Origin of the sequence: Streptomyces sp. RGM 3693, assembly GCF_050471125.1 — a bacterium.
Lineage (GTDB): Bacteria > Actinomycetota > Actinomycetes > Streptomycetales > Streptomycetaceae > Streptomyces.
Map to the genome: position 1 here is coordinate 2,915,058 of NZ_JBMPPQ010000001.1, position 14,302 is coordinate 2,929,359.

The 14,302-nt window shown below is 67.9% G+C and carries 9 protein-coding genes; 2 read left to right on the forward strand and 7 right to left on the reverse strand.

The window, feature by feature from the left end; all coding sequences use genetic code 11:
- Positions 1 to 74 precede the first annotated feature (74 nt).
- The 4 genes from eccCa to ACO0M4_RS12635 all read right to left on the reverse strand — a co-directional run bounded on the left by eccCa (position 75) and on the right by ACO0M4_RS12635 (position 7,164).
- Positions 75 to 4,049: a type VII secretion protein EccCa gene (eccCa, locus tag ACO0M4_RS12620; protein WP_430369987.1), complete on the reverse strand. Its 3,975-nt coding sequence runs from the start codon at positions 4,047 to 4,049 to the stop codon at positions 75 to 77.
- Positions 4,050 to 4,085: 36 nt separating this feature from the next.
- Positions 4,086 to 4,988: a MinD/ParA family ATP-binding protein gene (locus tag ACO0M4_RS12625; RefSeq protein WP_430369989.1), complete on the reverse strand. Its 903-nt coding sequence runs from the start codon at positions 4,986 to 4,988 to the stop codon at positions 4,086 to 4,088.
- Between the two features lie 384 nt (positions 4,989 to 5,372).
- Entirely contained in the window at positions 5,373 to 6,728 is a 1,356-nt protein-coding gene (gene eccD, locus ACO0M4_RS12630; protein WP_430369991.1) for a type VII secretion integral membrane protein EccD, read from the reverse strand.
- A 157-nt stretch (positions 6,729 to 6,885) separates the two neighbouring features.
- Positions 6,886 to 7,164 carry a hypothetical protein gene (locus ACO0M4_RS12635; protein WP_430369993.1) on the reverse strand — a complete coding sequence of 93 codons (279 nt, stop codon included), beginning with the start codon at positions 7,162 to 7,164 and terminating at the stop codon, positions 6,886 to 6,888.
- A gap of 669 nt (positions 7,165 to 7,833) precedes the next feature.
- On the opposite strand from ACO0M4_RS12635, the gene ACO0M4_RS12640 reads away from it, so the two are divergent.
- Positions 7,834 to 11,025, forward strand: coding sequence for a DEAD/DEAH box helicase (locus ACO0M4_RS12640; RefSeq protein ID WP_430369995.1), 3,192 nt, complete (start codon positions 7,834 to 7,836; stop codon positions 11,023 to 11,025).
- An 86-nt stretch (positions 11,026 to 11,111) separates the two neighbouring features.
- Here ACO0M4_RS12640 and ACO0M4_RS12645 read toward each other — a convergent pair whose 3' ends face one another.
- Entirely contained in the window at positions 11,112 to 11,348 is a 237-nt protein-coding gene (locus ACO0M4_RS12645; RefSeq protein WP_430369997.1) for a hypothetical protein, read from the reverse strand.
- A 356-nt stretch (positions 11,349 to 11,704) separates the two neighbouring features.
- On the opposite strand from ACO0M4_RS12645, the gene ACO0M4_RS12650 reads away from it, so the two are divergent.
- Complete coding sequence (locus ACO0M4_RS12650) at positions 11,705 to 12,241, forward strand: hypothetical protein (protein WP_430369027.1); 537 nt, start codon at positions 11,705 to 11,707, stop codon at positions 12,239 to 12,241.
- Here the strand turns inward: ACO0M4_RS12650 and ACO0M4_RS12655 are convergent.
- Both ACO0M4_RS12655 and ACO0M4_RS12660 read right to left on the reverse strand, forming a co-directional pair.
- Positions 12,198 to 12,989, reverse strand: a complete 792-nt coding sequence (locus ACO0M4_RS12655; RefSeq protein WP_430369999.1) for an IS5 family transposase — start codon at positions 12,987 to 12,989, stop codon at positions 12,198 to 12,200. The genes ACO0M4_RS12650 and ACO0M4_RS12655 overlap by 44 nt on opposite strands.
- Before the next feature lie 264 nt (positions 12,990 to 13,253).
- A complete protein-coding gene (locus ACO0M4_RS12660; RefSeq protein WP_430370001.1) occupies positions 13,254 to 14,186 on the reverse strand; it encodes a ParB/RepB/Spo0J family partition protein in 933 nt (310 codons plus the stop codon).
- Positions 14,187 to 14,302: the final 116 nt, after the last annotated feature.

Here is a 14,302-nt window from a genome sequence, read left to right on the forward strand (position 1 = left end):
GTCTGGTCCTTCATCATTTGTGGCATCGATGCCGGTGTCTCGTGGGTCACGTGCGCGGGACGGCTCCCGGTGCGTTACGAGGGGGAATACACGGTTTGGATCAGGCGGTTGGAGTGGCTCCTTCGGATGAGGACACCGCGGCCTGGGGGCTGTTGGGAGGCGTAGACGCCGGGGAACAGCTGGCCCTCGCTGCGATCCCCCGCCATGACGAGGGCAGAGGATCCCGATTCGCGCAGGCCCTGTACGAGAGGTTCGTACAGGCCGCGGGAGGCGCCTGCGACGCGGCGGGTCAGGATGAAGTGGAGGCCGATGTCCACCGCGGAGGGGATGTAGGACAGGAACGGGGCCAGTGGGTCCTGGCCGGCGGTGGTCAGGACGTCGTAGTCGTCGACGAGGACCACGATGCGCGGGCCGCCGCCCCAGCTGCCAGGCTCCAGGTCCTGAAGGGATGCGCTGTCATCGGGCAGTCGCTTTTCCAGTACGCCAGCGACACCGTTGGCCAGTCCCGCGCACATCTTGGCGTTGTACGCGTAGCCCCCGTTGAACTCCTCAGGGATCGCGCCTCGCAAGCTACGCCGCGGGTCCATGACGGCGAAGACCAGCTCGTCCTCGCTGTACCGCTCGATAAGACCGCTCGCGATGGTCTTGAGCAGGTTCGTCTTGCCGCACTCACTGTCGCCCATGATCAACAGGTGCTGGTCATGCTGGAACAGATCGAGCAGAACAGGCTGGAGCGCCGTCTGGTCCAGGCCGATGGGCACGCGCTGGGGTTCGGCGACCGGACCCGGCAGGAGGTGGGGCTCCAGAATGTGCGGCAGCACCCGCACCGGCTGGGCGACCTCACCGCTCCATGTGGCCCGGATCGTCCGAGCCGATCGCTCCACAACGGTGCCCACGTCCGCGGCATCGGTGAGTCCGTCGGTACGGGGAAGTGCGACCTGTGCGAAGAGTTTGCCGTCGGTCAGGACGCGGCCGGGCTCGTCGGGGGAAAGCGTCGCGGCGAGCTTGTGGTCGATGCAGGATTCGCTGGGGTCGTTCAGCCGCAGTTCGATGCGGGTGCCGAAGTTGGACTGGACGGCGATGCGTGCATCGTTCCAGCGCAGCATGCCCGCCACCACATGGATGCCGTAACCGCCGCCGCGTTTGAGGATGTCGGCGACGTCGTCGTCCAGCTCCTCGAAGTCGTCGCGCAACGCGCCGAAGCCGTCGATGACGAGCACGATCTCGGCGGAGGCCAGCTGGGGCAGCCGGCCTGCCATGTGCAGGTCGCGCAGCTGGGCGAGGGAGTCGATGCCATGCTCCCGGAAGAGGTCCTCCCGGGCCGCGAGCATGGACCGTACTTCCTCGACCGTGCGTGCGGCGCGCTCGCGATCGGCGCGGCCCGCGATGCCGCCCACGTGTGGAAGGCCCGCCAGGGCGTGGAGACCGCCGCCGACGAGGTCGAGGCCGTAGATGCCAACCTCGCGTGGGGTGTGGGTCAGCGCGAGGGAGAGAACGACGGTTCGCAGGAGGGTGGTCTTGCCGGACTGCGGGCCGCCGATGACGGCGGCGTGGCCACCGGCCACGGTGAGGTCCAGGTACCACTGGCCCTGCCACTGTCGGGTGGGGTCGTCAAGGAGGCCGAGCGGGACTTCGAGCGGGCCGCGGCGCGCGGCCAGCTGCGTGCCGCGGGCGCCGACGTCCAGGGGGCCTGCGACCTTGTCCAAGGTGAGCGCGTCGGGCAGCGGGGGCAGCCAGATGCGGCGCGCAGCGCCGGAGGCGTTGGCCAGTTGCTCGACTATGACGCCCAGTTCGGTCGGCCCCATCTCCCGGCGCCGCACCACCTGCTCCTGCTCACCCGAATCCTCGGCAGTGGTAAGGGTGTTGAAGGTGTCGTAGGGGAGGGCGAGGGGCCCGGTGTCCTCGTCCTCCTCGCGTTGCACGGGGCCGCGGTAGGCGCCCGAGACGTAGCTTGCCTTGAAACGGTCGTAGTGGCTGGTGTCGACCTTGAGATAGCCGAAGCCAGGCAGCGGCGGAAGGTGGAAGGCGTCCGTGGTGTCCAGGACCGTGCGGGACTCATCCGCAGAGAACGTCCGCAGGCCGAGCCGGTAGGAGAGGTAGGTGTCCAGACCCTTGAGCTGGCCGCCCTCGATGCGTTGGCTGGACAGCAGCAGGTGGACGCCGATGGAGCGGCCGATGCGGCCGATGGACAGGAACAGGTCGATGAAGTCCGGTTTGGCAGTGAGCAGTTCACCGAACTCGTCGATGACCACGAACAGGTGCGGCAGCGCCTCCAGGTCGGGCCGCCCGTGGGTGCGCAGTGCGGTGTAGTGGCCGATGTCGGCGATGTTGCCTGCGTCCTTGAGAACCTGCTGGCGGCGCTTGACCTCGCCGGCGAGGGAGGCGTGGACGCGCTCGACCAGGCCCGCCTGGTTCTCCAGGTTGGTGATGACGCCAGCCACGTGCGGCAGGTTGGCGAACGGCGCGAAGGTCGCACCACCCTTGTAGTCGACTAGGACCAGGGCCAGGTCTTCGGGTGGGTGCGTGGCGACCAGGGCGAGGACGATGGTGCGCAGGAGCTCGGACTTGCCCGAGCCGGTCGCACCGACGCACAGGCCGTGCGGGCCCATGCCCAGCTCGGAAGACTCCTTCAGGTCCAGCAGCACCGGTTCGTGGGCGTCGTTGATGCCGATGGGCACGCGGAGGAAAGCGCGCTCGCTCCGGGGCGCCCACAGCTGAGTGAGGTCGAGCCTGGCCACGTCGTCGAGGCCGAGCAGGTCGGCGAAATCGACTGGCCCGGTCAGGGGGGCGTCGGCGAGCGACTCTGCGGACAGGCGCAGCGGCGCCAGCATTCGGGCCAGGCCCTCGGCGAACGGGATGCTCACCTCATCCGCGGTGCCGTGGGCGCCGATCGGCTCGGGCCCGCGCAGATCCTCGATGATCACCTGGTTGCCGTCGACGGTGATCCGGACGCCGACATGCCCCGGCTCCTGCACCCGCTGTTCCAGCAGATGCAGAACGGTGACCCCCATGTCCCGCAGGCCGACCGCCTCGTCGGGCCGCGGCAGGTCGACGGCGTCCTCGCCGTGACCATCGGCGACGACAAGCAGCCTGGAGGTCATCGACAGGGCGTCGTTGCCGGACAGACCGCGGCGTACCTCGGCTGCGTAGGAGGCGCGGCGGCGCAGTTCCGGGCCGAGCTGCCGGGCGAGCTGAGGAGTGGAGGGCGCAATGCGGCGGGCAGCGACCGGGCCATCGAGCTGCTCGGCGTCGAGGAGGTGCGGCAGCCACTTGGCCCACTCCCAATCGGAGAGCCGATCCCCAGGCGCCGCGAGCGCCATTGCCGCATCATCCGGGGCGTGCATCGCGGCGGCCTGGACCAGCAGGGCACGTGCGACGCGCAGGCAGTCCTCGCGCGGTCCGATGACGCTGACGTTGCCCACGCGGTCGAGCGGAACGGTCAGCGGCAGATCGGTGCCGGTGCGGAAGCGGCCCATCAGCGCCGACGCCTCATTGAGCATGAACCGATCAGGCGGGGTGAGGACCGACGAACCCTGCTGGGCAATCTGCATGTCGCGCACCGGCATCTCGCCGGTGCCCACCCGCACCCGCAGGAAGTCGCCGTCGGTGCGCCGACGCTCCCACAGCCGCGCCGGGTCGCGCACGATGTCATAGAGGGCGGGCGGCGGCGGGTTGAGGACCTCGGCGCGCTCGCGCCGCCCCCGCTCGTCAGCGGAAAGCTCCTCGCGCAGATCCTCCAGGTAGGCGAGGTATGCCTCGCGCTGGGTGCGGCGGGTGCGCTGGGCCTTGCCACGCTGTGAGAAGACCAGCGCGACGGATCCGATGACGGTGACGACGAGGATGATCGCGCCGAGCCCGGCGAACTGGCTGTTGCGCACGACCGTCATCATCACCACCGACGACATGACGCCGGCGACGGGCAGCAGCGACATCGCGATGTTGCCCGCCTTCCCCTCTGGGAGGTTGGGCGGGGCCTCGATGATGCGCGCCTCGGAGGCGGCTGGGGGCCTAGTGGTCCTGGCCGGGCGGTGGATCATTCGGGTACTCATCGTCGTCCGTCATTCACGATCGGGCACGGCATCGGGTCAGTAACGCTTCTGGGAGAGCTGGAAGACATCCGCGGCAATGCGCGCGGCGGCTTGCCTGGTCGGTGGAGCGAGGAACTCGGTGTGGACCGGGCCGCCGGCCGCCAGGTGCCGGTCGTACGGCAGGACCTGGACACTTGCCCCGGTGGACTTGAGTTGCTGGGCGGCCCCGTCGAGGTCAACTCCTTGGTGAGGCACCAATTCGGTGAGCACGACGACGGTGCCGGCGATCACGTGCCGGGGCAACCCCTGCATCCACTGCAGCACGGAGTACGTGCTGGTGATGCCTTCCGGCGTGGCCGGGGTGGTCAGAACGCGGCCATGGGCGGAGGCGAGAGCGACCCGGGCGACTTCGGCGGGCAGCGTCTCGCAGTCGATGACCATCACACCGAAGTAGCGCCGCAGCGCCACCACGGCCTGCTCGTACGCTGCGCTGTCCAGCATCGCACCGATCTGGCCCAGGCTCGCGGGCAGCAGCCAGGCGTTGTTGGGGAGCTGGACGAGATAGCCGGTGACGTCGAGCAGCGACATGTCCGGCTTGACGATCTCGGCGACATCGCTGGTGGTCCAGCGCAGCGTCTGGGCACCCAACCGCTGCGGCAGCGAGCCCAGCGCAGGATCGGCTTCCAGGAAGAGGACCGGGTCCTGGCGGTAGTGCGCGAACGTGGTGCCGAGCAGCGCGGCGACGGTGGACTTCCCGGCGCCGCCCCGGATGGAGGTGACGGCGATCTGTCGACCTGTCGTCACAGGCTGCTGGAGCACCCCGGCGATCTGGGTGACCACGGCTACTTCACGCGCGGCCGAGGAAGAAAGCGCACCGCGGACAGCACGTACGGCACGCGCAGCGAACGACTCACCGTGCTGCGGCTTGCGGCGCACCACGCCGACCAGCCTGTCGTCCACAACCGGCTGGGATCCGGGGAGGTTGTGCGGCCGGGGTTGTTGAGGGGAGGCGGCCGGAGTCGGCTGCTCCTGGCGCCCAGCGTGCTGCGGCCAGCCGCTTGGATAGCCCGCCTGCTGCTCCCCGTACTGGTGCTCCTGGTACGAGACACCTTCGCGCTGAGGCGCACCACCCCCATAGGGACTGTCCGGCGCCGCGGAACTCTGTGTCGGCAGACCTGGACTCTGCGCGGAACTGCGATAGGCCTGCTCGCTGGGCCTGTGCGTACCCGGCTGGGCGCCGCCTGTCAGGTCTCGCAGTACATCGCCCTGCCAGTCGTTTCCGTTCGGCATGCCTGCCTTTCATCCCTACCCTGCTGCCCCGCCCGGGAGCGCCTGCACATTGGCTCAGAACTGGTTGAGGAGCTGCCCGTAGACACCGAACACACCGAAGGTGAGCGGGAAGAGTCCCACCATGCCCACGGATTCGACCAGATCGGCCACGCGCCGCAGCCGCACCTGCACATGCTCGGGCAGCTCCACGGCCAAGACCAGCAGCGGCAGCACCGCTGCCACGCACAGCACGACGAGCGGCCCAGCGCCTCCTGCATGCTCCATCCACAACACCACCAGGCGCACGACGAGACACGACGCCGCGGCGAGGAGCCCCACGACCTCGGCGACCAGCGGGAAAGCCCGCGCCCTCGACACCAGCACGACGATCACGAGCGATGCCAAGGCCACGGTCCACACGGTCGGCTTCTCGGCCCCGGTGAGCAGCCAGCCGGCGAAGGTCGCCGAGAGCGCGGTGACGATCGTCGATAGGGCAAGACCGCGGTGCGTCGCCGCCAGCGCGGTGCCCACCTGGTATCGGCTGACAGAGACCCCACCCGCACGGCCATCGTCGAGCGCGGTGAGCCCTGACGCCATCAGAGCAAGCCGCGGCAGCACGCCCAGCAGCACCAGCGAGACGACTGCCATCACCGCGCCGAGCCGGGACGGATCACTCTGAACGGCGGCAACGACCTCCCATGCGAGGGCGAGCACGCCGGTCGTCGCAGCGCCGACGAGCCCGCCCTTACCGAGCGGCGAAAAGAATCCGAGGAACGTAAGCGTCACCACCAGGGCACCCGCAACCGCAGCGAGTCGCGCCGCTCCCGGCCAGCCGTACGCATCAGCGACCGTCCACGCGGACAGAATCCCAAGCCCACCGGAGGCAAGCAGGAGCGCCGTTGCCAGGCCCCGGTTACCGCGCCCGATCTTGGCGACGAGCGCACCAGCAACCACAAGCACGACCGTGACAGCTGCCAGAACACCGGCCAGGGCACCGAGCTCGAACTCACTGCGAGCGAGCAGCGCAGCGACCACCATGAAGGCGATGGACGCTACGCCCGCGCTGGCCCGGCGCGCAGCAGGACGCCAGCGCCAAGCCCGCACATCAAGATCGTCAGCCACCTGGTCAGTGACATCGTGCACCACCGGGGCGGGCGGCGCAGAGTGCATCCTGACGAGCCGGAGTACAGCGCCGTCGGTGATCCCGGCCGACGCCAGCGTGCTGTCGTGCGGCAGGACGGACCCGTCGGACGTCATCAACTGCCGGGTCATCGGCTGCGACGCAGGCCGGTCGTCCAGCAGTTGAAGGACGTCCGGGAGTAGCTGCCCAATCGGGGTGTCGGAGAGCAGGACGATGTCGGCCCGGCGTCGCTCGCCGACCAAGGTCACTCGGCTTAGTTGCGCCTGGGAAGACGTTGCTCTGCTCACCACTTACGGGAACCTATCGGTGTTGAGGACTCTTGGGTCAATCGGACGTACCTATCCTGCCAGCCCCCGCCTGCCCCGTTTCAGGGAACTCTGCTTCCGTTACGGGAAGTCATCGCACATTTCGCGATGAATACGGCAAACGTTCTGGATCTGCGAGATTCTACGATTTCGCCGACTTTGTCGGTTGCTCGTACTGCTGCACCTGACGTTGCTGCTTCTCCTGCTCGGCCTTCTGCTTGGCCAGCGTGTGCTGGAGGAACGACCATCCCACGCATCCCGCGCACAGGACAGCCGTGATGGCGATCCCGGCGAACACCTTCCCGAGTCGCTCGTCGGCCGTGCGTCGGCCCCGCTGCACGCCGAACAACAGGGCGTCCCGCATCCTGCGTCGGCGGACCGCGACTGACTCCAGCAGCTGGCTGTCGTAATCCCGTGCCATTTCCCGTCCGTCGTTTCAGTCGTCCGCTGTCTCAGTCTCGGTCGATGCTTTCTCGGCCACCGACGCCACACGCCGGCCATTACCCCGAGGCCCTCCCGCATGATGGCGCACTTTCGCCTCTGCCCGCCGCACAGTCGGCTCGTCGCGCATCGCTATATGCCGTGCGTACGCGTTTGGTTCCGTACCAGCGCGCCTACCCAGCACCTAAATGCCCCTTGTAACCGCTGTATGCACGCGCTTCGTCGGTCTCTTGCTCCCTAGACATCCAGGACCGAGGAAGAAGCCCTGAAGCCCACAGTAACCACCCACCTCAGGCAGGGCGGAGGGCGGCCGAGTCCGGGGCCAAGGTGTTCAAGCTCGGCTACTTCGACCGCTACGCCGATCTGACACCGACTCCGCAGTTCTTCAAGCAGACGGCGATTTCGCCGGCGTCGACAAGGTCTTCGAGAGCCCGCCTCATGGAGGACTCCGCATGGGCCCGGGGCCTTCCCCTCGCACATCGGAAGAGGGACTGCAAGTTTCGGTGCCTGCCGCGGTCGAATCCGGTGGATCCCTGGGACAGCCGTGCCGATGGGGTGCGTAAGGTGGCGGCAAGCGGCCGTGTGAGTTGGGGGCATTGTGGTAGCTGAGCGGCAGCGGCGGGCTCGGATCGTAGGCTACTGGCGTGCGGTGGAGCTGTTCAGTCCGCAGCGGATTCCTGCCGTGTCGGCACGCGAGCGGGTGTACGCCGCGGCAGAGGACAGGCCGCTGCCATGGGAGGACGGCCACCCCCTGCGGTCGGTGCCACTGGATCCGGGATTTGTGTGGCAGCACGTGGTGTACGGCGGTGCGTACACGCTGCGGGCGGTGCGCGATGTGCTTCTGGAAGTCTTCGGGGAGAACGAAGAAGACCACGACGGTCGGATGGATGGCGAGAGCGCCCTGTTCGCCTTGACCGTCAACGACGAGGGCCGACTGCTCCTCGACTCTCCGGTCCTGTCTACATGTGCTTGGGCCACAGGCCGTGCCGTGTGGCCGGGGCCCGCCCGCACAGGATGGCTGGACGGGTTCGACGAGGAGGAAACGGCGTGGCTCGCCCGCACAGCCGACCTGGGCGAGGAACTGGTTGAAGAGCTCCCCAGCTTCGAGGCGAGCGATCCCCCCGGCGCCGATGACGACGGCGAGGAGGACAAAGTCGGCCTGTGGCGCCTGACCACCAAGGACCTGCTGGGCTTCGTGCAGGACCTCAGCCAAGCCTGGGGCGTGACGGATGCTCTGCGCCCGGGTGAGATCCGGGTGCGGAGCGTGGCGGTACGGCAGAAGCAGGCCGATGACGCCGATCAGCAAGACTTCCTCAACAGCTTCTTCGCGGCCGACCTAGACCTGGTCTCGCGCGCTTTGCAGACGCAGGAGCCCGGGGCGGGGCTGGCTGCCTATCTGACGCCGGGGGCACAGGTGAATTCCGCGTGGCGGGCCGACCTGCGGGAGCAGCCGCAGATCGCTCTGGACGCGGTAGCACCCAAGCGCACCCCGATGGGTCGTTGGCCAGCGAACCCGAAGCATCCGCTCGCTCTCAGCCAGCAGTTCGCGGTGAACACCATCATGGCTCAACTGTCGGACTCCAGCGGCCTGTTCGCGGTGAACGGCCCGCCCGGCACTGGCAAGACGACGATGCTGCGCGACTGCTTCGCCGCTGTGATCGTCGAGCGCGCCCGTCGTCTGGCCAAGCTGCGGATGCCCTCCATGGCGTTCGCCGACGGGGAGCCGTACCGGTGGCAAAGCGGCGATTACACTCGCACGGTCACCGCGCTGAAGCCGGAGTTCACCGGTTTCGAGATGGTGGTCGCCTCGGCCAACAACGGAGCAGTGGAGAACATTTCCACCGAGATCCCCGCTCGCGCGGCGCTCGGCGACCTGTGGTGCGACGACGCCGACTACTTCGCCGAGCAGGCCACCCGGCTCCTCAAAGGCGCCCCGGCCTGGGGCGCGATCGCGGCCCGGTTGGGCAACAAGAAAAACCGGATGGAGTTCATCAACCGGTTCTGGCACGGCAAATACAAGATCACTGACGAAAAAGCGCCACCCCCACCGAACGGCCGGCCTCCACGCAACCGGGATGCCTGGGTCGACAGCGAGCAGGGCATCGCGCACCTGCTGCGTGAATGGGGCCGGCAGCCACACAGCGGGGTGTGGCGGGAAGCAAAGGAACGGTTCCGCCAGGCTCAGACCCAGGTGGAGCAGTTGCAGGCCGAGCGTGTGGCCGCGGCAACAGCTCTCGGGCAGGTGACCGCCGCGAGTGCCGACCTTCGGGCAGCCGAGCAAGCCCTCGCGGACAGCAAGGTTCGCGTGAGCCAAGCCCAGGGACAGGTGGCCGGTGCGGCAACAGCTCTGCAAAGCGCCGAGGCTGTGCTCCAAGAGGCACAGCAGATGCTGGATGGCCATGCTCGACGGCGTCCCGGATTCGTCGTGAGCCTGAGCACGCTGGGGCGGGCGGCGCGGGACTGGCACCGTCGCGACCAAGACCTCGCCGGTCATGTGGACACGGCCCGAGGCGTCCGTGACGCGGCGGCTGCCGCCCTGTTCGGCGCCGAGCAAGCCGTCGCTGAGGCGGAGCACAACCTTGCATCTTGTCGGCACCGGCAGACTGCGGCGAAATCCTCCTTGGAGGCGCTGGAGCAGACCGTCGCACAGGCGCACTCCAACTGGGCCGGTCATGTTCCGCAGGAAGGATGGCTCCACAACGACACCACGCGTGAACTCGCCGCTCCCTGGGGCGATGAGGAGATCTCCCGGGCCCGGGCCGAGCTGTTCCTCGCCGCGATGGAACTCCATGAGGCGTTCCTGCGGTGCACCGCCCGCACCATGTACGCCAACCTCATGGCAGCCATGGACGCCGTGGCCGGCGCGGTCCCGAAGACCGTATTCCCGGAGCATGTGAAGGCCGCGTGGCAGAGCCTGTTCCTCCTCGTCCCCGTCGTCTCGACCACGTTCGCCTCCCTGGACCGGGTCTTCGGCCGACTGGGGCCGGAGGCGCTGGGCTGGCTGTTCATCGACGAGGCCGGACAAGCCACCGGGCAGATGGCCGTTGGCGGCATGTGGCGCGCCGCCCGCACTGTAGTGGTGGGTGACCCGCTGCAGCTCGAACCAGTCGTGGTCTTGCCCTGGACCGCACAGCGGACTCTGGGCGACGAGATGGGCGTCGACGAGGAATGGACCCCCAGCCGCACCTCAGTCCAGCAGCTTGCCGACCGCACCAACCGCTACGGCACTCTGCTGCCCGCTGAACTACCCGACGGGGCCCAGGAGGTCTGGGTGGGCAGCCCACTACGCGTCCACCGACGCTGCGACAACCCCATGTTCGGCATCAGCAACGCCATCGCCTACGACAACCTCATGGTCTACGGGACCCCTGACCGCGGCGACTACCGCTACGGGCCCCGCAGCTGCTGGGTGAACGTAGAAGCCACCGAAGCAGACGGGCACTGGATTCCTGAAGAAGGCCGCGCACTACGCCGGGTCTTGGAGAAGCTGCGTGACGACGGCGGTGTCGACCTCGCCCAAGACGTCTACGTCATCAGCCCGTTCCGGGCTGTTGTGCGAGGCACGCAGCGTGCCTGCCGTGGCCTGCTGCCAGATTCACGAATCGGAACAATTCATACGACCCAGGGCAAAGAGGCCGACGTGGTGGTTCTGGTGCTCGGCAGCGATCCGCGACGCCCCGGCGCTCGTTCTTGGGCTGCCTCACGACCCAACCTCCTGAATGTCGCCGTCAGCAGGGCCAAACGCCGACTGTTCGTCATCGGGAACCTGGGCGCGTGGCGTGACCAGCGGTTCTTCTCAACGCTCGCTGACGAGCTGCCCGCTCATACCTGGCAGCCGTAAAGCTCGCTCCCCTGGTGGAGGATCGAGGTGAGAGGCGCCCACTTGGGCTGCGCGTGCCCCGCAGCCTGGTGATCGTGTCGCAGAAGCTACTCCAACTTGATGATGCGGACTCCGTTCGGGGCAGCAGCGGCGATGTGCTTGAGCTCATCCCGGCTGGTAACGAATAGCACCCAGTTCCTGCGTCCGGGCCATCGGTGCCAGTCGACTTGATCAGGGTCCGGCCGGATGACCCCGTATACGGCATTGCCAAGGTAGACGGGCGTGCCCCCGGCCAGATATTCGTCGGCGCGTACGGTCGCCTGACCACCGGTCTCCTCTGTCACCCAGGTCTCCACTGCCGCGTGAACGCTCGGGATGCCAGCAGCACCAGTAGCCTCTGGGGACGATGGCGCAGCCAAGTTCCGCTGAGCTCCCGAGTGAACACGGCGACTACGCTGGGGAGGTAGGGCGCCGGTTATCCGCAGTGCGACCTCGCGGGCGATGGCATCTGGGCCCATGCCATCCAGGCTCGTGACGTGAACTGTGCCAGATGTTGCTCTCTTCCTTCGTGCCCGCCGCTTGGCCTTAGAAGCTGTTGTCTTTTCGCGCTTGAGGACGGCGTTTTCGCTGGTCGGGCATAGCAGTGGCGGTCCGGTGGGAGTGGTGGCGTGTCGTGTCATTGCTCCTTGGGAGGTTGTGGATGCCGTCGGTCGTCGGACTGCTGGAACAGCAAGAGGCCGCCGCTCGCCGTCGAGTCGACGGGCTGCGTGAGGAGGCCGACCGCATCCAGGCCGAACTCGCCGCGGCCGAGGTGGAATGGCAGGAGTGGGTGATCGCTCGCAGGCGGGTCGATACGGTGCTGGCTCCGGATGGCGGCAGCATCGCCGGCATGGAGGTCACCCCGGATCCACAGAATGCGGACGCGCCGCCGACGCCCCGGGATGCGGCGAAGGCAAAGTCGCAGGTGCCGGTGTGGCATCAGGGGCTGGCCTGGTCGGCGCTGTCCGTGGACTACCAGCGCATCCTGCAGACTCTCACGGACCGGCACCGGCTCGGCCAAGGGCCGCTGACCTGCCAGGAGATGACCCAAGCGTTCGGCATGGACGTGGTGCCGGCGCGGGTGGAGGCACTACGGTCGAAGGCGAAACGCCTGGTCGCGCGCGGCTGGCTGGCCGAGCCGGCGCCGGGCCGTTTCACCCTCGCGCAGGGCGTGGCCTCGCCAGGCGACGGGTCATGAGCAGGATCATCGACCAGTAGACCATCGCCTCGGCGCTGGTGGTGCGCCGCTCGAAGTCGCGCACCAGGCGGCGGGTGCGCATCAGGTGGGCGAAGAGGCGCTCGACGATCCACCGCTTGGGCAACACCACGAAGCCACGCATGTCATCGCTGCGCTTGACGATCGCCAGCACCAGGGCCAGCGCGGCCAGGCAGTACTCGACGAGGCTGCCGGTGTAGCCGCCGTCAGCCCAGACCAGGGCCAGCCGGTGGTGCGCGGCGGTCACCTGCTCAAGCAGCACCTGGGCGGCGGCGCGGTCGCCGGTGTCCGCGGCGGTGACCATCACGCCGAGCACAAGCCCGAGCGTGTCGAGCACGACGTGCCGCTTGCGCCCGTTGATCAGCTTCCCGCCGTCAAAGCCGCGACTGTCCGAGCCGACGACAGCGTCCGCCTTGACCGACTGCGAGTCGATCACCCCGGCGGTCGGCTCGGCATCCCGGCCCAATGTCTCGCGCAGGCGATCCCGCAGCCGGTCGTGGAACTCCGTGACCAGCACGTGGTCGCGCCAGCGACGGAAGAACGCATACACACGGTCCCACGGCGGGAAGTCGGCCGGCATCGCGCGCCACTTGATGCCGTTGTCCACGAGATAGCGAACCGCGTCCAGCATCGTCCTATGACAGTACGCCTCTGGCCGACCGCCCCGGCCACGCATCCAGCCCGGCACCGGCAGCAGTGGCCGGATGGCCGCCCACTCCGCGTCCGTCATGTCCGTCGGATACCGGCGCCGCCGCTCGGATCGGTCAGCCGCGTTGCCGTACACGTGCGCGAGGCAATCACACGACAGAGCAGCCGAGTTGGACTGCCCGGCCAACGACACGGAAGACTGCGGCACCGGGGCCTCCTGATGCTCTATGGATTCGACACCCACGAGCTGTTCAGGAGGCCCTACCTTCATGCTCTCGCCACGGCAGGATCACCCAACCGGGAACCCGAGTTCGACCAGCACTGCTCAAGATCGAAAAGACAACAGCTACTCAGGCTGCGCCTCGGGCTGACTGATGGCCTCCGGGTTGACGGAGACCAGCTCGCGGGCCTCGGCGTGCGCCTTGGCCTGCTTGAGCTGGAAGCGGGCCTTCGTCAGCGACTCCGCGATGCGGTCCAACTGCGCAAGGCGCGCCCCGACCTGGGTCTCCAGGTTCTCGGCGAGCTTCATCGGCTCGGTTCGGGTGATCTCGTCGAGGAGTTCCCGGACCTGCTCGATCTTGTCGAGCGTGGTGCGGGTCTTCTTCTGCGCGCTCGCCTTCTCACGGCGCTGCTCCTCGGTCATCTCCTCGACGACCATGAGGACGGCCTGGTCCTGCTGCTGCTTCATCGCGTAGGCGAAGTGCACGATCTCGTTGTCGGAGGCGAACTCGCCGCGCACGAACTTCGAGAACACAGAACCCTGGTTGGCCAGGTTGAGCGCGGCGATCTGCACGGCCGCCTGCGTGCCGATCTTGCCGTCCTGAACGAGCTGCTGGACCTCTACGCGCAGGTCGAGCAGCGCCAGGCGCAGCTTGACGTAGGTGGTGGTCTTGCCGAAGTCAGCTGCCACGGACTCGATGGTTGCGCCTTTCTCCTCGTCGAGGATGCGCTGGTAGCCGTGGGCCTCCTCGAAGGGGGTCATGTCCTCGCGGTTGACGTTCTCGGACATGGACCGCTTGAACCGCTGCAGTTCGTTCTTCTCGGAAGTGATGTTGACGCGGATCTTGGTGCGGCCGAGGATCTGGTGGGCGCGCCAGCGGCGCTCGCCGGAGACGATCTCGTAGCCGCTCTTCTCGTTGTCGGGGCGGACCTCGATGGCCTGCATGAGGCCGTACTTGTCGATCGAGTTGGCCAGTTCCTTGAGCGCGTCCTCGTTGAAGTACTCGCGCGGCTGGCGCGGGTTGCGGTGGATCTGGCTCATCTTGAGGACGCGCTGCACTTCGGGCTCCAGGAGGTGGTGGTGAGGGCTTCTTTCTCCCTCACTTCATGCATTAATTCTACTATGGAAGAGGGGGGTGTCCACTCCCCGCAACCCCCGCCAAAGTGACCTCGACC

Coding starts and splice junctions, on each gene's coding strand:
- eccCa (WP_430369987.1), bottom strand. CDS start 4,049: ATGAGTACCCGAATGATCCACCGCCCGGCCAGGACCACTAGGCCCCCA.
- ACO0M4_RS12635 (WP_430369993.1), bottom strand. CDS start 7,164: ATGGCACGGGATTACGACAGCCAGCTGCTGGAGTCAGTCGCGGTCCGC.
- ACO0M4_RS12655 (WP_430369999.1), bottom strand. CDS start 12,989: ATGACGGACGCGGAGTGGGCGGCCATCCGGCCACTGCTGCCGGTGCCG.
- ACO0M4_RS12650 (WP_430369027.1), top strand. CDS start 11,705: ATGCCGTCGGTCGTCGGACTGCTGGAACAGCAAGAGGCCGCCGCTCGC.